The organism is Aliamphritea ceti (assembly GCF_024347215.1).
Taxonomy (GTDB): domain Bacteria; phylum Pseudomonadota; class Gammaproteobacteria; order Pseudomonadales; family Balneatricaceae; genus Amphritea; species Amphritea ceti.
On sequence record NZ_AP025282.1, the window covers coordinates 4,719,503 to 4,737,607 of the forward strand.

Consider the following 18,105-nt stretch of genomic DNA (forward strand, 5'->3'; position numbering starts at 1 on the left):
CCCGACGCCCCTCAACCGACCTAACAGTCCAAATTTCTGTAAACAAAGCGACAAAAAGCATTTCCCTCGCGACCCGAAGGCACATATCTGGCATTTATATTTGATAATCCATTGATTTACAGGAAGAACCACTACCTATCCTGTAGATAGATAAAAATCAGCCTAACTTCAGACTTTCGTCGGTATTTTTGCAGAGCAACAAAAAAGGCGCCATAAAGGCGCCTTTTTTCGTATAGCGGAACTCTTATTTGTTAAGAGAACGGCCGCCGAAACGCTTGTTGAAGCGGTCAACACGACCACCAGTAGTCGCTTCTTTCTGCTTACCTGTGTAGAAAGGGTGACACTGGCTACAAACGTCCAGGTGAATGTCTTTGCCCAGAGTAGAACGAGTTTTAACAACGTTGCCGCAAGAGCAAGTAGCGTTCATCTCTACGTAATTAGGGTGGATACCTTCTTTCATGATGAAACCTCAGTAGTTTGTAATGCCGCCACCTGATCTTTTGCCAGGCACCGCATCCGGGTCGCCAGTTAAAACAGGCTACCCATAGGAATAAGGCCCGCGATTATACGCATCTATCTGGCCACCAGCAAGTGCTTATTAAAAGGCGCGATTACCAGCTGGTAAAGCCCGTGCTAAAACGATTTAATACACCCCTGACACAGACTTTCACAGCAACTTTTTCCACAACAACTTTGAATCACCATTAATGCCATATCTCCGTCTTGCTATTCCGTCACCGCTGCGTCGTTTATTTGACTACCTGCCTCCGGCAGACTGTGACCTGTCCACACTGACACCGGGCATACGGGTTAAAGTGCCATTTGCAAACCGGCAGTTAATTGGCCTGCTGATCGAAGTTACTGAAGAGACCGATATTCCGGTCAAAAAGCTAAAGCAGGCACTGGAAATTCTCGACAAAACGCCGCCTTTGCCTGCACACCTGTTGAAACTGGCTCGCTGGTCTGCCAGCTATTATCAGCACCCGGTAGGCGAAGCGCTCAGCCAGGCCTTACCGGTGTTATTGCGTAAAGGTGAGCCTGACAATTATATACCCGCAATGAAATGGCGAGCCTATGCCGACGCCAGTACTGACAGCATTGCCAAAAATGCCAGCAAACAGCGCCAGTTACTGCAATGGTTAATGAACAACCCTGCAGGCTTAACACCTAAACAGTTAAAAGAAGCTGGCGGTCAGAAAGCCACTTTAAAAAGCCTGCAAGAAAAAAACCTGATCGAGCAATTCACGCCTCAGCCTGATGAGTCGACAGAGAATATACTGCGTGAAACACCTCTGGCACTGAATGACCAGCAGCAAACTGCCGTCAATTCGTTATCTGCAGACAATGGCTTCCGCTCCATACTGCTTTACGGTATTACCGGCTCAGGCAAAACCGAAGTTTATTTGCAGGCAATAGAAGCCCAGCTAAAACAAGGCAGACAGGCATTAGTGCTGGTACCGGAAATAGGCCTCACACCACAAACCGTTACCCGCTTCAAAGCACGCTTTAACGTCAGCATTGTTTCGCTGCATTCTAATCTGACCGACAAACAGCGGCTGGAAGCCTGGCAGCAAGCCCGCGAAGGCGTAGCAAAAATTGTCATCGGCACCCGCTCGGCAATTTTCACTCCGCTGAAGCACCCCGGCATTCTGATCATTGACGAAGAACACGATGCTTCTTTTAAACAACAGGACGGTTTCCGTTATTCCGCCCGGGATTTAGCTGTTATGCGTGCCCACCGGGAAAACATCCCGATCATGCTGGGCAGCGCCACACCCTCTATTGAAAGCCTCTACAACGTTCAGCAGCAACGTTATCAATGGCTGCAACTGACACAGCGCGCAGGTAACGCCAAACCACCAGGATTTGAATTACTGGATATCCGGCAGGACAACCTGCAGGACGGTTTAAGCCCTGCGCTGATAAAACAAATAGGCGGACACCTGCAGCAAGGCAATCAGGTACTGGTATTTATTAACCGTCGGGGATTTGCCCCCAGCCTGATGTGTCACGACTGCGGCTGGGTTGCCGATTGTCGCCGTTGCGATGCGCATATGACACTGCACCGCAGCCCTCCACATTTGCACTGCCATCATTGCGACAACCAGCGTCCAATCCCCCGGGTATGCGACAGCTGCGGCAGCACTGAACTCAAACCAGTTGGCTCAGGCACTGAACGTACCGAAAGTGCACTGCAGCAGCTGTTCCCGGAAATACCGGTTATCCGGGTCGATCGGGATACAACACAACGTAAACAAGCCCTGCAGGACATCGTCGATCAGGTAAACTTAGGCGACCCCTGCATACTTGTAGGCACCCAAATGCTGGCCAAAGGTCATCACTTTCCTAAAGTTACCCTGGTCGCCATTCTTAATGCAGACAGCGGCCTGTTCAGTGCTGACTTTCGCGGCATGGAACGTACTGCCCAGCAAATATTACAGGTAGCAGGCCGTGCCGGCCGTGCCGAACTGCCCGGCAAAGTCGTGATGCAAACTCACCATGCTGATCATCCTACTATTAACAGTCTGATTAACGACGGCTATCTGGCCTTTGCCCAGCAAGAACTCAATACCCGTAACAGCGCCAACCTGCCACCCACAATCAACTGCATAATGTTACGGGCCGAAGCCCGCTGTCAGGGTCAGGCAGAACGTTTTCTGATGCAGGTACGGCAACAGTTTGACCGTCAGGACGGCAAGCCACAGTGGATCGGCCCACTACCCTCCCCTATGGAAAAACGTGCCGGATTATTTCGCGCCCAGCTGCTCTTACAAAGCCACGACCGCAAAACCCTGCACGGGCTGGTCAGCCATATCGCCACCCAGCTCGAAGCCTCACCGGAAGCCCGAAAAATACGCTGGTCAATTGATGTCGATCCCATCGAAATGTTCTGACACACCTCAGTGCCCGGTCATCCGGGCCTGCAGTACCACCACATCTATGTACTCCGAAAATTCTCCTGCCTAGCCACTTAACAAACAGCCCCCGACAAGGGATAATAGCCGGCCCTAACGATATATTCGGCGTGTTCTCGCCCCAACCGGTAACAGTACATTCATCATGAAACAACATATTGCGGATCTTATTAATGCTGCCCTGGACACTTTGACCGACAACGGCACTCTGCCGGCTGACGCTCAGCGACGTATCATGGTAGAAAATACCCGCGACAAGGCGCACGGTGACTTTGCGTCTAACGTTGCCATGACACTGGCCAAAGCGGCGAAGACTAATCCACGTCAACTGTCTCAGGCAATTTGCGACGCGATGCCAGCGTCTGAAAGCATTGCCAAAACTGAGATTGCAGGCCCAGGCTTCATCAACTTCTTTCTGGCCAGCGACGCAGCAACAGCTGTTGTTGGCCGCATTCTGGAAGCTGCAGACAAATATGGCCACAGCGAAGTAGGTGCCAACCGCAAAGTACAGGTTGAATTTGTATCCGCTAACCCAACTGGCCCGTTGCATGTCGGCCACGGCCGTGGCGCCGCAGTAGGCGACAGCATCTGCCGTTTGTTAAGTGCAACTGGCTGGGACGTTACTGCCGAGTTCTATTACAACGATGCCGGCGCCCAGATCAACAACCTGGCCCTGTCTACTCAGGCACGTTGTAAAGGTCTTGGCCCTGAAGATGCAAGCTGGCCGGAAGATGGTTACCGCGGTGACTACATTAAAGAACTGGCCGATAGCTACATGGCCGGCGACAGCATTACCGCTGAAGACAAGCAGGTAACCGGTCTGAAAGATGCCGACAATCAGGATGCTATCCGTGACTTCGCAGTTGCTTACTTGCGTCGCGAACAGGATCAGGACCTGAAAGCCTTCGGGGTTAACTTCGATATTTATTTCCTGGAATCCTCTCTGTACAGCGAAGGCATGGTTGAGAAAACCGTACAACAACTGATCGATTCCGGTAATACCTATGAGCAGGACGGTGCGCTGTGGTTAAAAACCACTGAATTCGGCGACGATAAAGACCGCGTAATGCGCAAGACCGACGGCGGTTACACTTACTTCGTACCGGATGTTGCTTACCACCTGAATAAGTGGAACCGTGGCTTCAAGCGGGTCGTAAACGAACAGGGTGCCGATCATCACAGCACCATTACCCGTGTACGCGCCGGCGTTCAGGCTGTTAGCCAGTCAACAGGTATGGACATCCCGGCTCAATATCCGGATTACGTACTGCACCAGATGGTGATGGTAATGCGCGGTGGCGAAGAAGTTAAAATCTCTAAGCGTGCCGGCAGCTACGTAACCCTGCAGGATCTGGTAGAAGAAGTAGGCCGTGATGCAACCCGTTACTTCCTGGTTGCACGTGCAACAACTTCCCAGCTGACCTTCGACATTGATCTGGCGATTTCCCAGAGCAACGACAACCCGGTTTACTACATTCAGTATGCCCACGCCCGAGTTTGCAGCGTCATCAACAAACTTGCTGAACGTGGCTGGGAATGGAATCAGGACATGCAGGTAGATCTGGCACTGCTGGATACCGATGCAGAAAAAGCCCTGATGAAGCGTCTGGCAACTTTCCCTGAAGTCGTTCAGCGTTCTGCTGAAAATTGTGAACCGCATCAGATTGCTAACTATCTGGTTGATCTGGCCGGTGACTTCCACAGCTACTACAACAGCAACAAGATGCTGATTGAAGATGCTGAACTGCGTAACGCACGTATCACTCTGAGTGCAGCCTGCCGCCAGGTTCTGGCTAACGGTCTGGACTTGTTGGGCGTTAGCGCACCGGAGCACATGTAATTTATGGCACCGCGGGATTACGCTAAAAAGAAACCTGGGGGCAAGGCTTCAGCGAGCCGCGCCCCACGGAAAAAGGCTGCACCAGCTAAACCGCAGCCTAAATCCGGTTTTCCAATCATCCGGATATTCCTCAGCACTGTCTTTTTAGTGGGTTTTGGCTATGTCCTGTGGCAACTCACTCAGGTATCTCCTGATCCTCAGGCAGAAACGCCTCAGGCTGCCAGCACGCCTGCCAGAACCACAACTCCCGCACCTAAGCCAGTTGCCAAAGCTCAGAAGCCGGTAGCCCAACCAGCACAAAAGGCAGCTCCCAAACCTACACCTAAGCCGGTTGCTAAAACCAGCAAACCAAAAACAGAAGCGGCAAAACCCACAGTACCTGTCACAGATAAGAGCAATGAACACTACGAGTTCTATGAAATGCTCCGCGACAGCGAAGTGGATACCAGCAACGCCGGTACGTACAAATCAACGCCGAAAACTGAAAAGTTGAAAAAGCGTTACATCCTGCAGGTGGGCTCATTCCGCAGCGCACAGGATGCCGAGCAAATGCGTGCCAAGCTAATCATTCAGGGCCTACCGAATGTGCATACCCGCAAAGTAACCAACAATGATGGCAGCCTCTGGCATCAGGTACTTGCCGGTCCGTTTGATAACCGCCTGCAACTGAACAAAGCTCAGGACAAGCTGGTACGTATGAATATCGATCCATTATTACGGGTCGCCAAGTAAGCGCTGTTTGAAGCCCTTGTAACAGCCCCTGTAAACGGCGCCAGTTAAGACCGGCTTATAAGACCTGCTCAAGACATCGCTTTATACACCTACTACACCTGCTCTCTCCATGGCCAATTATCAGCTTAATTGGCCCCAGCCTATTGAAATATCCCCATCCAGTCCCATATTGATACTCAATCACGAACCGATACGGGACTTTATTTTACCCATGACCACCATAGTATCAGTACGACGCGGCAACCAGGTTGTTGTTGGCGGCGACGGCCAGGTATCCCTCGGCAACACCGTAATGAAAGGGACGGCCCGCAAAGTACGTCAGTTACCTAAGCATCAGGTAATTACCGGTTTCGCAGGCAGCACCGCCGATGCCATTACCCTGCTGGATCTGTTCGAGCAGCAATTAGACAAGCACCAGGGCAACATCTTCAATTCAGTAGTACATCTGGCCCGCGAATGGCGCAGTGACCGCGTACTCCGCAAACTCGAAGCCCTAATGCTGGTTGCCAACAAAGAAAAGACTTACCTAATCTCAGGTAGCGGCGACATCATTGAACCTGAAGACGGCGTAATTGCCATCGGTTCTGGCGGCAACTTTGCACTGGCATCAGCCCGTGCACTGGTAGATAACACTGAACTGCCTGCCCGTGACATCGTTGAAAAGAGCCTGCAAATTGCCGCAGGCATCTGTGTCTTCACCAACGCAAACCTGACTATCGAACAGCTTGAAGCAGAAACTGCTTAAGCGACGCTGGAGCTTTTTAAAATGTCCAACATGACACCTCGCGAAATCGTTCACGAACTGGACCGTCACATCGTCGGTCAGGACGACGCCAAACGCGCCGTTGCAATTGCCCTGCGTAACCGCTGGCGCCGTATGCAGCTGGATGCTGAGCTGCGCGTTGAAGTAACCCCAAAAAACATTCTGATGATCGGCCCGACCGGTGTCGGTAAAACCGAGATTGCTCGCCGCCTGGCTAAACTGGCAAACGCACCGTTCATCAAGATCGAAGCGACTAAGTTTACTGAAGTTGGCTACGTAGGCCGTGATGTTGAAACCATCATCCGCGACCTGATGGACACTGCCATTACTATGCTGCGTGAACAGGAAATGGAAAAAGTCCGTTTCCGTGCAGAAGATTCAGCGGAAGAACGTATTCTGGATGCCCTGCTGCCACCGGCTCGCCCGACAGGCTTCGACCAGCCAGAAGAAAAGCAGGACAGCGCTACCCGCCAGCTGTTCCGCAAGCAGCTGCGTGAAGGCAAGCTGGACGACAAAGAAATCGAGATCGAACTCAGCCAGCCACAGATGGGCGTCGAAATCATGGCCCCTCCGGGCATGGAAGAAATGACCAACCAGCTGCAGAGCATGTTCTCTAACCTGGGTAACAACCAGGCTAAGCCACGCCGCGTGAAAGTCAAAGAAGCTCTGAAACAGGCAATTGACGAAGAAGCCGCGAAGATGGTCAACGATGACGACCTCAAGCAAATGGCAGTAGAAGCCGTTGAGCAAAACGGTATCGTCTTCCTGGATGAGATCGACAAAGTATGTAAACGTGAAGGCCAGGGTGCAGATGTATCCCGTGAAGGTGTTCAGCGTGACTTGCTGCCACTGATCGAGGGCAGCACAGTTTCTACTAAATACGGCATGATCAAAACAGACCACATTCTGTTCATTGCCTCCGGTGCATTCCACCTGGCTAAGCCATCTGATCTGATCCCGGAACTACAGGGTCGTCTGCCAATCCGCGTTGAGCTAAGCGCCCTGACACCGGATGACTTCCGTCGTATTCTGACAGAACCAAGCGCATCACTGACTGAACAGTACCGTGCGCTACTGGCAACTGAAGGCCTGACGATCGAGTTCTCTGAAGACGGTATCAGCCGCATTGCTGAACTGGCATTTGAGATCAATGAACGTACCGAAAATATCGGTGCACGTCGTTTGCACACAATGCTGGAACGCCTGCTGGAAGAAGTATCTTTCACCGCTTCCGACAAAGACGGTCAGAGCATTGATATCAACCGTGCCTACGTTGATGAACATCTGGGTGAACTGAGCCAGAATGAAGATCTGAGCCATTACATCCTGTAACAGAGTAACGCTGACGCGATGCCCCTGCCTAACAGCAAGGGCCTCGCTGCCGGAGCATCACTATGAGCAATTTCCCGCAAGATATTAAGCTACATCAGAAGTCCCGCACGCTGGAACTGGTTTACCCTGAACAGACTTTTGAACTGACAGCGGAATACCTTCGGGTGCACTCCCCTTCAGCAGAAGTACGTGGTCACGGTAAAGGTCAGGAAGTACTGCAAACCGGCAAACAGTTTGTCGGCATTAAAGGCATCGAGCCAAGCGGCAACTACGCGCTGAAGATCATTTATGATGATGGTCATGACAGCGGCCTGTACACCTGGGACTACCTTTACGAACTCTGCACTCACCAGCAGGAGTATTGGGATAAGTACCTGCAGGAGCTCGCTGACGCCGGCGAAACCCGCAACAATAATATGATTGCCCGCGGCCTCTAAGGCCGTCAGTCAAACTGCACGACTCCTCCGGTGTGGCTCTCACACCGGACATTTCCCCAATCTCCTTGACATAAACCAAGACAAGCGCAGTACAGCTCTGTAAAATCCCCCTCTAATTAAGAAGCGCTTTATTCAGACAGGCCCGCCATGACCGATCAGAAGAAATCCCAGGACCAGACAGACTTTGGTTTTGAACAAGTAAATGTGGACGAAAAAGCCGGCAAAGTCGCGGACGTATTTCATTCCGTTGCCAGCAAATACGACGTCATGAACGATCTAATGTCTGGCGGTATCCACCGTATCTGGAAAAAGCTGACGATCGAACAAAGCGGCGTACGTCGTGGCCATCAGGTTCTGGATATTGCCGGTGGTACTGGCGATCTGACAATGCGCTTCTCACGCCTGGTAGGCAGTGAAGGTAAAGTAGTACTTGCCGACATCAACGACTCAATGCTGAAAGTGGGTCGCGACCGTTTAATGGACCGTGGTATTACCGGCAACGTTGAATTTGTTCAGGCCAACGCAGAAGCCCTGCCGTTCCCGGATAACAGCTTCAACTGCATCACCATCGCTTTCGGCCTGCGTAACGTAACCGATAAAGACAAAGCACTGGCATCTATGGCACGGGTACTTAAGCCAGGCGGCAAACTGATGGTGCTGGAATTCTCCAAAACTGAAAATCCGCTGCTAACCAAGGTGTACGACACTTACTCCTTCAGCCTGCTGCCAAAAATCGGCAAGATGATCACCGGCGACGAAGAAAGCTACCGTTACCTGGCAGAATCAATTCGCATGCACCCGGATCAGGAAACCCTCAAAGGCATGATGACCAACGCTGGCCTGGTACAGTGTAAGTACCAGAACATGACTGGCGGCATCGTTGCCCTGCATACCGGTATCAAACCGTAAACCAATGGCCGTCGAACTGTTTAGCGCCACCTTGCTGACACTGGCAGAAGCCGCGGTTAACCCGTTGCTCTGCCGCAATCCGGATATTGCCCGGCGTCTGGCCCGTTTAAACGGCAAAATTATTGCCATTGAACTGACCGATGCCAAGCTGCAATTATCAGTACAGCCTCACCCTACAGGCCTGCAACTGGACCTGATGCAACGGGACGACGCCGACGTAACACTCAGCGGCACCTGTGGTGACTTTCTGACGCTGCTCACCAGCGCCGACCAGAGCACAGCGATGTTCGGCAAAAGCATTCAGATCAGCGGTGACAGTGCCCTGGCGACCCGCCTGACCAACATCCTTAAAGATGCCGCGTTAGACTGGGAAGGCATTCTTGCCAGCATCATTGGCGACTTACCTGCCGGCCAGCTGGCTGCGTTCATCCGCTACAAAGCAAACTTCTATCTGCAGGCAGGCCACAGTCTTAAGCTGAATTTAGAAGAGTATCTTAAGGAAGAAATTCACTTACTGCCTACCCGCCCGGAGATAGAACACTTCCTTAATCAGGTAGACAACGTCAGACAGAATACTGACCGCGCCGAAGCCCGGATTGCGCAGTTAAAGGCTAAGCTCGATAACCGCCAGTAATTATTCGTTTAGTACTTTTTGGACAGCAGCTTTTCGTTAAGAGCCTTCCGATAATCAGAAAGGCTTCACCACCACAAAAATCAAAATCGGAATAAAGATCAGCAACGGCAATTCGTTAAACAAACGGAAATAGCGCCCACTGCGATCCAACGTACCCGCCCGCAATTTTTTCAGATACTGACGACACCAGAAATGATAACCGATCAGCAACAGCACAAAGCTCAGCTTCGCATGTAGCCAGCCACCACTAAAGCCGTAGCCCAGCCACAGCCAGGTTCCCAGAACCAGCGTAAACATCGCCATCAGGGTCATAAAACCATATAGCTTGCCAGCCATAATCTCCAGACGGGCAACATCCTGCCCCGCTTTACGCCCTTCTACAAAGTGCACAAAAATACGCGGCAAGTAGAAGATACCGGCCATCCAGCTGGTCATCGCCAGAATATGAAAAGTCTTAATCCACAACATCTGTTAATAATCCAAATAAAAAATACCAGCCATGCCGATTCAAGAGCGCGTCATCACCAGAATATGAACAGTTTTAATCCACAGCATTAATCATTAACCAAGATAAGACAAAACAGTCCGTCATCAACTCAAATCAAACACGACTTAAAGGATATGCGTTTCAACGCGCAGTAAATCCGCCAGCTCAACGAGTAAACGATCGCCCGGATTAACCGCACCGACACCTGCAGGCGTGCCAGTCATGACCACATCACCGGGTAGCAAAGTGAAGTGATGGCTCATATAGGCAATCAGTGCGTAAATTTTATGTACCATCAGGCGGCTACTGCCAGCCTGACGTAACTCGCCGTTAACCGTCAGGCTCAGGCTAACATCATCAATATCTGTTACTGCTGCAGGCTCAACAAAAGCAGACAGCGGGCAGGAAGCATCAAAGGCCTTGGCTTTCTCCCAAGGGTAACCGCGCTCTTTCAGCTTGGTTTGCAAGTCACGTAATGTCAGATCCAGCCCAAGGCCGATACCGACAATCGCGCCTTCAACCACAAACTTATTCGCATTCTTCAGCGGCTCACCAATCAGAATGGCAATCTCCGTCTCGTAATGCACTTCGCCATAATCCAGCGGAATCTCCAGCGGTTCAGCCATATCTGCCAGCGCAGTAGAAGGCTTCATAAACAACATTGGCTGGCTGGGTACAGGGTTATCTAACTCAGCGGCATGCTCCGCATAGTTACGCCCGACACAGATCACTTTACCAACCGGCAGTTCAACGGCTGTACCATCCACATACTGATGTTTATATTGCATAGCTGATCCCGTTCTGTTGTTTATGCGCCAAGATCATACTCCGCACCACTTAAGACCTCAACGCGCAGATAGTCATATAAGCCACCAAAACAAGACCCTAAACTGATCGCGACATCCGGCAAACTCAGCAGTGACAACGCCCTGCGGAATACCTATTATTGGCTCACATTTAATTAACAGGAATACCGCCATGTTGCAGGTAAACGAATATTTTGAAGGCGCCGTAAAATCTATCGGCTTTGAAAACGGTGAAGGTCAGGTAACATCCGGCGTAATGGCTGCTGGCGAATACACCTTCGGTACCTCTCAGGACGAACTGATGAAAGTCATGAGCGGCGAACTGATCGTAAAACTGCCAGGTGAAGAAAACTGGCAGACATTCGCTTCCGGTAGCGAATTCAACGTTGCAGCCAACCAGTCTTTCGAAGTGAAGGTTGCCGCACCAACTGCATATCTTTGCTACTACAGCTAATACGGCTGCGTTAGCCCAAACGCTGATAGCCTATTAAGCTGGCCAGTCATGAAGCTAATCAGTAAAGCACTGGTTAGCTTCATACATCAAAACAACCTTAGCTACGCAGAAGCCAAAACAGACTACCTGGCTATTTCCCGAGCCATTAGCAGATCACGCTGAGCATCATCACCCAACTGAAACACATGCTCGCCCACTTCTTTAAAGCCATTCTTTTCATAAAAACGAATCGCCCTGGGATTATGCTCCCATACCCCGAGCCAGATAATATCCGTGTCGCTCTCACCAACACAACCATCGCCACCACCTTCAGCTGCAGCAAGCACTGCATTCATAAGACCCTGAGCAACGCCCTGCCCCTGCCAGCCATTCAACACATATAAGCGATGTAACTCCGCAGGGCATGTAGCATCAACGCTTTCCTTATGAGACAACACCAACAACTGTGCAAAACCCACTAACTTGCCGTCCACTTCAGCAACAAAAGTCACGTAGTTAGTGTCGAGTAATTCTTGACGCTGAATATCACCACTGAAGCTATCCCGGCAATAAAGATCCATATCCTCAGTGCCGTCATCAAGCGTAAATGTATCGCGGAACGTCTGTTCAGCAAGCTGAGCTAAAGCATCCGCATCATCGAGGTTTGCGGGTCTGATAGTTGTCATTGAAAGTGAGTCCCTTCATCTGGAAGAACAATTGTTTTGGCTATTTTACTCTTAGAAAACATCACTGCCACAAGAGCAAAAACTTACTCGAAACAAAGATGCATTAAACTCGTAGAACAGCTATTCATAAAATAGCTCGCTAGGTAAACGTGAAAAAAGACTAACTGTGTAACGAGACCTGCAATATCAGATTGTGGATAACAATAACTAGAGCACATCCAGAAGCCAGCCTAACAGGCTAAGGCCCTGATGATTCAAACCTCCAGCAGAACCAACAAACGAAGGTGCAAATATGGAACGTGTCACAGGAATTGGAGGGTTCTTTTTTAAAGCTGCAAACCCTGAAGAACTCGGGCAATGGTACAAAGATCATCTTGGCATCGATTTAGCGCCTCAGCACACAGGCGGATTACCCTGGCAGCAAGACGCAGGTTTCACAGTATTTGATCCTTTTACAAACAACAATCCAATGATCCCTGCAGGCAAGACCTGGATGATCAATTTTCGGGTGAATGACCTGAGCAAGATGATAGGACAGCTACAGTCAGCTGAAATCACAGTCAGCGATATTGAAGATTATCCACATGGAAAGTTTGCCACCCTGACAGACCCCGAAGGAAACGTCATTCAGCTTTGGCAGCCACCAACGGGTTAAAAAGACATAGCTGTTAGGGACACATAACATAAGTAAGGCCGGGTAGAATCAGCGACTAATTATTACTTTTACCCGGTTTCATTAATCCCTGGTACTCTCTTGAATACCTTTATCGGACCTGTAATCCAGTTACAGTTAGTTCTGATAAAGAGACGCCTGTATGCAGTCGATAAATTTCGTCCAAAGAACCATCCGCATACATAGCTTCAAGCGCCTCATCCAAACGTTCCATTTGCATCTGATATTTCGGATTAAATGAAGGATATAAAGCTTCGGTATCATATACAGGCAACATTGGTTTCAGCGGTAATTGAAGATCTTGTATAAGCTTCTGCATCACCAATAAATCAGCAAACACAAGATCAAGCCGCTTCCCGGCAATCATTCGTCCTGCAATGGCTTCCGACTGTACCCATTCAATTACCTGAAACTCTGCACTGAGAATTTGCTTTGAATATTGAAATCCTTTTATCAGAGCCAGCCTTTTATCCAGTAATTTATTAAGGCTTTTATACTCACCATAATCGCTGTTGCTTCGCTGCCAAAGTGCCCGAAAATGCACGGCATTTGGATACTTTCCATGAACAAGTTCAGGCCGTTCTGGAGTATCCATTGTGAAATGATACTCGCCTGCCTGGACCATAATCAGACAGCGCTGCCAGGGCAAACTATCGAAGAGCACCTTAAAGCCCGCTCTATTTGCTGCCGCCTTAATGATATCCACACTGATTCCAGTAGGCTCTCCTTCCACGGTGTACGAATAAGGCGACCATTCAGCAAAACATGCTTTTAATTCATCAGCTAAAGATAACGACGACACACTCAACAAAACAACTGCAAAAACCAGACGGCGAGTCAGGTAGTCAAAAAAAGTGTGCATACACCTATCCTTTAGCTATCACATTATTTTTATATTTCTCTGCCATAAGCCATATATACATAAGCAGACCTATACTCAGCCCCACTCGTTAAAATAGCAACATAATGGAATTTAGCAGCCCTATTCACTCGAAAGTCTACCAACAATCAATAGGTTATGAAGGCCACTCATAATATAGTGAATTTTTTTCCACTCAGAACAACATCCATCAATCCAAAAGCGACATATTTATGCTAATATGCGCCCCCTGATTGATGTAATCCATCTGTGACTATGGTTTACATAGGTTTCGGCACGAGACTGAACAGTCAGACCCCACAATTAGACATACTAATGAGTTTCGGAAATGAGCCAACATACACCTCTGGATAAAAGCAAAATCAAAATTTTGCTGTTAGAGGGCGTCCACCAGTCCGCACTGGATACGCTAAACGCACAAGGTTACACCAACATTGAATATCTGACCGGCTCATTACCGGAAGATGAGCTGATTGAACGTATTAAAGATGTACGTTTTATAGGTATTCGTTCCCGCACTCAATTAACAGAAAAGGTTTTTGCTGCAGCAGAAAAACTGATTTCTGTCGGCTGTTTCTGCATAGGCACCAACCAGGTAGACCTGAATGCAGCGATCAAGCGCGGTGTGGCTGTATTCAACGCTCCTTATTCTAACACCCGCTCTGTAGCTGAGCTGGTGATTGCTCAATCGATTCTGCTGTTACGTGGCGTCCCTGAGAAAAGTGCCAAAGCACACCGGGGTATCTGGCAGAAGTCGGCTAAAAACTCATTTGAAATCCGTGGTAAGAAACTCGGGATTGTCGGTTACGGTAGCATCGGTTCGCAGCTGAGTGTTATGGCTGAATCACTGGGTATGGAAGTTTGCTTCTATGACACTGTAACTAAGCTGCCACTGGGTAATGCCTCTCAGGTAGGTTCCATGAAAGAGCTGTTGAATACCTGCGATATTATTTCATTGCATGTACCTGAAACCCGGGCGACCAAGAATATGATGGGCCCTAAACAGTTTGCTGAAATGAAGCCTGGTTCGATCTTTATCAACGCTGCCCGCGGGACGGTAGTCGATATCGATGCACTCTGTGGTGCATTAAGCGAACAGCGCTTGCTGGGCGCCGCTATTGACGTATTCCCGATTGAGCCACGTACTAATGATGATGAATTCATCTCGCCATTACGTGAGTTCGACAATGTTATTCTGACGCCTCACGTGGGTGGTTCCACCATGGAAGCGCAGCAGAACATTGGTTACGAAGTTGCAGAGAAGCTTATTAAATACAGCGATAACGGCACCTCTGTCAGCTCGGTTAACTTCCCGGAAGTTGCTTTACCAGAGCACCCGGATGTTCACCGTCTGTTACACGTTCACGAGAACAAGCCGGGTGTACTAACGGCAATCAACGAAGTGTTCTCTGAAAACAACATCAACATCAGTGGTCAGTATCTGCAGACTAACGAAAGTGTTGGTTACGTGGTTATCGAAGTAGATGCCGACTGTTCTGATATGGCCTTGTATAAGCTGAAGCATGTACCAGGCACTATTCGCTGTCGCCGTCTGGTATAAACATTTTCGGCTAAACGCCTGAATCAAAAAAGCATTGCTCTGGCAGTGCTTTTTTTTTGGCAAAAAAGTCTTCAGCAATGATCTACATCTCACATTGGGCAGCCAGACTACCCAAGCTGACAGACGGTACTTTTCGAATACGACTTTTCTGCTAAATCCCTCCGAAAGCCCCGTCATTTCAGCCAATAACGACCTATATGATTAAATTCTGTGCAGTTTTTATTTTCAGCCGACTGTATATATATTATTCTATATGTATATCTCTAAAAACGTGCTGCATATCGGAACATGCCGGCACAGGAAACACGATTAAGAGTCGATGGAGTGATATCGAAGATGGAAAATAAGCGTTTATGCAGTGATTGCTTCCTGCTGGTACGTCGTCAACTGGTCACCTTGCACGACAACCTGGTTGAAAGAAACCATGTATTCAACGACACCATTTATGAATGCCAGGCATGTAAACACATGATCCGGCTTTCACATGTGCCACATCAGTGGAGCGTAATGGAGCCTGTTGAAGCAGAAGAAGTTCATCATAATGCGAAGACCGCCTGATCACTGAAAACCAGCCTGCCTAGCAGGCTGTTTTTTTATCTGCTGAACGCCTCAGCACAGCTTTCTACACTCTGTAGAAAAGCCCTTAAAACAGTTCAATTAATAGACAAAAACGGCCAAATGACGCAGCTGGCAGTTCCGAAGTAAACACCCAGAGAATCTACACAGCTTTATCCACAGATATTCTGTATAACTTTACACTTTGGTGTGGTCACACCTATATGCATAAGCTGTCAGCGCCTGATCCTCAGACCAGTCGAGAATCTAACAAGGGATTCCAAACATCCAAAGCACTCAGTAGCAACTCCGTACTTATTACATTACTGATTGGACGCTAACAAAAACTGCTTAAGTGTGACGTTTGAACGGGCAAGGCCTAACTTCTCGCGGATATTTCTGCGGTGAAAATCTATGGTACTTTTCTCCAGGTGCATATTTTGCGCAATCACTTTACTGGATAAGCCATTACCAATCGCCACTGCCACTTGCTGTTCTGTCGGGGTCAGTTGCGCCAGTGAGGTATTTTGCGGATGCCGTAACGCGCCTAAATGCTCCCTGATATGCCCCAGGCAATCCAGCTGCTGCTGGGTTAAGCCGCTCTTTTCCAGTTTACGCAGCCAGGGCTGGACGATGTGTTCAATGCTGGCATAGATCTCTGTTTCCAGCGCTTGCTTATCTTGCTCGCGCTGATTCAGCAGTACCCGCATGGCGGTGTTAATTTCTTCCAGATCATTGGCCCGGGCCCGCACTTCAAAACGCTGCTGCTGTAGCGCCTGCTCCAGTGTTTGCTGTTCTGAACGCTGCTGCTGATGCTGATAAAGAAACTTCAGGTCACCGTTCACCAGTTCCTGAAACTCTTCCATTAGCCCCTTGTATTGCTTAGCTTGCAGGTTATGCCGGGTATCAAGCACACATAAGGTTCCGAAGGGCTCATTGTCCGGCCAGCTCAGTGGATAACCCAGATAAAACGACAGCCCCAGCACCATATCGGGATTGTCTTTCCAGTCTTTCTCCAGCTGTGCATCGGTGACTAAAAGCGGCTCACGGGTTTCGATTACCCGGTCGCAATACAGACCACAGTTACGCGGGCTTTCTTCATGGGCACGGTAAGGGTTACCGGTGGTGTCACTGCTCACCAGCATTTCGATATCCCGGGGTTTAATCCGGGTAATAAGCGCGGCGGGCGTATCAGTCATACGCCCCATCAGGTCCACCAGACGCTGCCATCGGGCCAGCATTGGTGCCGGAATATCAGGTTTTACCTGCGACATTACAAAAACCTCTGCTGTTATTTTTATAGGTTTTTATAGCGTGCTACAAAGGCACGGTTGCTTACATATTACTAAGCAATACCGCTTTAAGAAAGAAGCCCGGATAAACCGGGCTTCTGTTGATGATCTTTCAGTACGTCACTATGCAACTTACGGGCAGGGATTAGAATGCTGTTTCGTCAGCAGTTCCAGCTGTTCCGCCAGTTCTGCTGATAGACGCATATCGAAGGCATCGATATTGCTTTCCAGCTGTTGCATTTGCGTTGCGCCAATAATGGTACTGGCAACAAAGTCTTTGCTATCCACATATGCCAGAGCCATTTGCGCCGGATTCCAGCCATGCTGTTGCGCCAGAGATACGTAGTCCCGCGTAGCGGCGATACCTGCCGATTGAATGTAACGGCCAAACTGTTTGTATAAAGTCAGGCGGGCACCTTCCGGCCACTGATCATCCAGATACTTACCTGACAATACACCGAAGCCCAGCGGTGAATACGGCAGCATAGGCACGTTTTCACGTATTAACACTTCCGTTAAACCCACTTCATCAGAACGGTTCAGTAAGCTGTAAGGGTTTTGCACACTGACAACCTTAGGCAAGCCAAGCAGTTCAGCGTATTTAACAAAGTTCATCACACCCCAGGGGGTTTCATTAGATAAACCGATGTAACGCACCTTACCTTCATCCACCAGCGCTTTAAGTACTTTTAACGTATCCAGCATGGCGGTGCCGTCATGCTCAGGCTTATGCGTATAGTTCAGCTGGCCAAAGAAATTAGTGGCTCGGTCTGGCCAGTGCAGCTGATACAGGTCGATATAATCTGTCTGTAAACGCTGCAGGCTGCCTTCTACTGCGGCTCGGATATTGGTTTCATCAAAATGAATATCAGGGCGCATAAAGCGGGTCATTTCCGCAGGGCCGGCCACTTTAGTCGCCAGGATAACCTGATCACGGTTACCTCTTTCCTGCATCCAGCGGCCAATAATCGCTTCGGTCTGCCCCTGTAAACTTTCGTTCACCGGGGCCGGATAGACTTCGGCGGTATCAACAAAATTCACACCGCGCTCAAACGCATAATCCAGCTGCGCAAATGCCTCTGCCTCAGTGTTGTCCTGCGAGTATGTCATGGTACCTAAACACACCCGGCTTACTTTCAGATCACTGTCGCCCAACTGGTTATAACGCAT

The 18,105-nt window shown here is 49.4% G+C and carries 19 protein-coding genes; 12 read left to right on the top strand and 7 right to left on the bottom strand.

All coding sequences use genetic code 11. The annotated features are described in order from the left end of the window. Window positions 1-244 precede the first annotated feature (244 nt). Window positions 245-460: a 50S ribosomal protein L31 gene (gene rpmE / locus OCU49_RS21315; RefSeq protein ID WP_261842546.1), complete on the bottom strand. Its 216-nt coding sequence runs from the start codon at window positions 458-460 to the stop codon at window positions 245-247. A 247-nt stretch (window positions 461-707) separates the two neighbouring features. Between rpmE and OCU49_RS21320 the strand changes: the two genes are divergently transcribed. From OCU49_RS21320 to OCU49_RS21355, 8 genes are all read left to right on the top strand, one after another. Then, a complete protein-coding gene (locus OCU49_RS21320) occupies window positions 708-2,894 on the top strand; it encodes a primosomal protein N' (RefSeq protein WP_261842547.1) in 2,187 nt (728 codons plus the stop codon). Window positions 2,895-3,060: 166 nt separating this feature from the next. After that, complete coding sequence (gene argS / locus OCU49_RS21325) at window positions 3,061-4,755, top strand: arginine--tRNA ligase (RefSeq protein ID WP_261842548.1); 1,695 nt, start codon at window positions 3,061-3,063, stop codon at window positions 4,753-4,755. A 3-nt stretch (window positions 4,756-4,758) separates the two neighbouring features. Then, window positions 4,759-5,487, top strand: coding sequence for an SPOR domain-containing protein (locus OCU49_RS21330; protein WP_261842549.1), 729 nt, complete (start codon window positions 4,759-4,761; stop codon window positions 5,485-5,487). Between the two features lie 211 nt (window positions 5,488-5,698). Further along, entirely contained in the window at window positions 5,699-6,232 is a 534-nt protein-coding gene (gene hslV, locus OCU49_RS21335; protein ID WP_261842550.1) for an ATP-dependent protease subunit HslV, read from the top strand. Between the two features lie 21 nt (window positions 6,233-6,253). Next, window positions 6,254-7,582 carry an ATP-dependent protease ATPase subunit HslU gene (gene hslU / locus OCU49_RS21340; protein WP_261842551.1) on the top strand — a complete coding sequence of 443 codons (1,329 nt, stop codon included), beginning with the start codon at window positions 6,254-6,256 and terminating at the stop codon, window positions 7,580-7,582. A gap of 62 nt (window positions 7,583-7,644) precedes the next feature. Continuing rightward, window positions 7,645-8,019 (top strand): gamma-butyrobetaine hydroxylase family protein, encoded by a 375-nt coding sequence (locus OCU49_RS21345; RefSeq protein ID WP_261842552.1) that lies wholly within the window; start codon window positions 7,645-7,647, stop codon window positions 8,017-8,019. A gap of 147 nt (window positions 8,020-8,166) precedes the next feature. Further along, on the top strand, window positions 8,167-8,928 hold the full coding sequence (gene ubiE / locus OCU49_RS21350; RefSeq protein ID WP_261842553.1) for a bifunctional demethylmenaquinone methyltransferase/2-methoxy-6-polyprenyl-1,4-benzoquinol methylase UbiE: 762 nt from the start codon (window positions 8,167-8,169) through the stop codon (window positions 8,926-8,928). Between the two features lie 4 nt (window positions 8,929-8,932). Continuing rightward, complete coding sequence (locus OCU49_RS21355; RefSeq protein ID WP_261842554.1) at window positions 8,933-9,562, top strand: ubiquinone biosynthesis accessory factor UbiJ; 630 nt, start codon at window positions 8,933-8,935, stop codon at window positions 9,560-9,562. 54 nt (window positions 9,563-9,616) lie between these two features. Here the strand turns inward: OCU49_RS21355 and OCU49_RS21360 are convergent, their stop codons facing one another. Next, the gene (locus OCU49_RS21360; protein ID WP_261842555.1) at window positions 9,617-10,030 is read right to left on the bottom strand and encodes a CopD family protein; all 414 of its coding nucleotides are present in this window, start codon (window positions 10,028-10,030) and stop codon (window positions 9,617-9,619) included. Window positions 10,031-10,174: 144 nt separating this feature from the next. After that, on the bottom strand, window positions 10,175-10,837 hold the full coding sequence (locus OCU49_RS21365; RefSeq protein WP_261842556.1) for a fumarylacetoacetate hydrolase family protein: 663 nt from the start codon (window positions 10,835-10,837) through the stop codon (window positions 10,175-10,177). Window positions 10,838-11,027: 190 nt separating this feature from the next. On the opposite strand from OCU49_RS21365, the gene ppnP reads away from it, so the two are divergent. Further along, the gene (gene ppnP / locus OCU49_RS21370) at window positions 11,028-11,309 is read left to right on the top strand and encodes a pyrimidine/purine nucleoside phosphorylase (protein ID WP_261842557.1); all 282 of its coding nucleotides are present in this window, start codon (window positions 11,028-11,030) and stop codon (window positions 11,307-11,309) included. Between the two features lie 122 nt (window positions 11,310-11,431). On the opposite strand, the gene OCU49_RS21375 is transcribed toward ppnP, so the two are convergent. Then, complete coding sequence (locus OCU49_RS21375; protein ID WP_261842558.1) at window positions 11,432-11,974, bottom strand: GNAT family N-acetyltransferase; 543 nt, start codon at window positions 11,972-11,974, stop codon at window positions 11,432-11,434. 292 nt (window positions 11,975-12,266) lie between these two features. Between OCU49_RS21375 and OCU49_RS21380 the strand changes: the two genes are divergently transcribed. Further along, window positions 12,267-12,629 carry a VOC family protein gene (locus OCU49_RS21380; RefSeq protein ID WP_261842559.1) on the top strand — a complete coding sequence of 121 codons (363 nt, stop codon included), beginning with the start codon at window positions 12,267-12,269 and terminating at the stop codon, window positions 12,627-12,629. Between the two features lie 109 nt (window positions 12,630-12,738). Here OCU49_RS21380 and OCU49_RS21385 read toward each other — a convergent pair whose 3' ends face one another. Beyond that, complete coding sequence (locus OCU49_RS21385; RefSeq protein WP_261842560.1) at window positions 12,739-13,509, bottom strand: substrate-binding periplasmic protein; 771 nt, start codon at window positions 13,507-13,509, stop codon at window positions 12,739-12,741. A gap of 346 nt (window positions 13,510-13,855) precedes the next feature. Here OCU49_RS21385 and serA point away from each other — a divergent pair, with 346 nt between their 5' ends. Both serA and OCU49_RS21395 read left to right on the top strand, forming a co-directional pair. Beyond that, the gene (gene serA, locus OCU49_RS21390) at window positions 13,856-15,088 is read left to right on the top strand and encodes a phosphoglycerate dehydrogenase (RefSeq protein WP_261842561.1); all 1,233 of its coding nucleotides are present in this window, start codon (window positions 13,856-13,858) and stop codon (window positions 15,086-15,088) included. Between the two features lie 336 nt (window positions 15,089-15,424). Then, the gene (locus OCU49_RS21395; RefSeq protein WP_261842562.1) at window positions 15,425-15,646 is read left to right on the top strand and encodes a hypothetical protein; all 222 of its coding nucleotides are present in this window, start codon (window positions 15,425-15,427) and stop codon (window positions 15,644-15,646) included. A gap of 320 nt (window positions 15,647-15,966) precedes the next feature. Here OCU49_RS21395 and OCU49_RS21400 read toward each other — a convergent pair whose 3' ends face one another. Then, complete coding sequence (locus OCU49_RS21400; protein ID WP_261842563.1) at window positions 15,967-16,917, bottom strand: LuxR C-terminal-related transcriptional regulator; 951 nt, start codon at window positions 16,915-16,917, stop codon at window positions 15,967-15,969. 150 nt (window positions 16,918-17,067) lie between these two features. Continuing rightward, entirely contained in the window at window positions 17,068-18,105 is a 1,038-nt protein-coding gene (locus OCU49_RS21405; protein ID WP_261842564.1) for an NADP(H)-dependent aldo-keto reductase, read from the bottom strand.

Bases quoted from the DNA above. Each gene is read 5' to 3' on its own strand.
- rpmE (WP_261842546.1), bottom strand. From the start codon at position 460: ATGAAAGAAGGTATCCACCCTAATTACGTAGAGATGAACGCTACTTGC.
- OCU49_RS21320 (WP_261842547.1), top strand. From the start codon at position 708: ATGCCATATCTCCGTCTTGCTATTCCGTCACCGCTGCGTCGTTTATTT.
- argS (WP_261842548.1), top strand. From the start codon at position 3,061: ATGAAACAACATATTGCGGATCTTATTAATGCTGCCCTGGACACTTTG.
- OCU49_RS21330 (WP_261842549.1), top strand. From the start codon at position 4,759: ATGGCACCGCGGGATTACGCTAAAAAGAAACCTGGGGGCAAGGCTTCA.
- hslV (WP_261842550.1), top strand. From the start codon at position 5,699: ATGACCACCATAGTATCAGTACGACGCGGCAACCAGGTTGTTGTTGGC.
- hslU (WP_261842551.1), top strand. From the start codon at position 6,254: ATGTCCAACATGACACCTCGCGAAATCGTTCACGAACTGGACCGTCAC.
- OCU49_RS21345 (WP_261842552.1), top strand. From the start codon at position 7,645: ATGAGCAATTTCCCGCAAGATATTAAGCTACATCAGAAGTCCCGCACG.
- ubiE (WP_261842553.1), top strand. From the start codon at position 8,167: ATGACCGATCAGAAGAAATCCCAGGACCAGACAGACTTTGGTTTTGAA.
- OCU49_RS21355 (WP_261842554.1), top strand. From the start codon at position 8,933: ATGGCCGTCGAACTGTTTAGCGCCACCTTGCTGACACTGGCAGAAGCC.
- OCU49_RS21360 (WP_261842555.1), bottom strand. From the start codon at position 10,030: ATGTTGTGGATTAAGACTTTTCATATTCTGGCGATGACCAGCTGGATG.
- OCU49_RS21365 (WP_261842556.1), bottom strand. From the start codon at position 10,837: ATGCAATATAAACATCAGTATGTGGATGGTACAGCCGTTGAACTGCCG.
- ppnP (WP_261842557.1), top strand. From the start codon at position 11,028: ATGTTGCAGGTAAACGAATATTTTGAAGGCGCCGTAAAATCTATCGGC.
- OCU49_RS21375 (WP_261842558.1), bottom strand. From the start codon at position 11,974: ATGACAACTATCAGACCCGCAAACCTCGATGATGCGGATGCTTTAGCT.
- OCU49_RS21380 (WP_261842559.1), top strand. From the start codon at position 12,267: ATGGAACGTGTCACAGGAATTGGAGGGTTCTTTTTTAAAGCTGCAAAC.
- OCU49_RS21385 (WP_261842560.1), bottom strand. From the start codon at position 13,509: ATGCACACTTTTTTTGACTACCTGACTCGCCGTCTGGTTTTTGCAGTT.
- serA (WP_261842561.1), top strand. From the start codon at position 13,856: ATGAGCCAACATACACCTCTGGATAAAAGCAAAATCAAAATTTTGCTG.
- OCU49_RS21395 (WP_261842562.1), top strand. From the start codon at position 15,425: ATGGAAAATAAGCGTTTATGCAGTGATTGCTTCCTGCTGGTACGTCGT.
- OCU49_RS21400 (WP_261842563.1), bottom strand. From the start codon at position 16,917: ATGTCGCAGGTAAAACCTGATATTCCGGCACCAATGCTGGCCCGATGG.
- OCU49_RS21405 (WP_261842564.1), bottom strand. From the start codon at position 18,105: ATGCGTTATAACCAGTTGGGCGACAGTGATCTGAAAGTAAGCCGGGTG.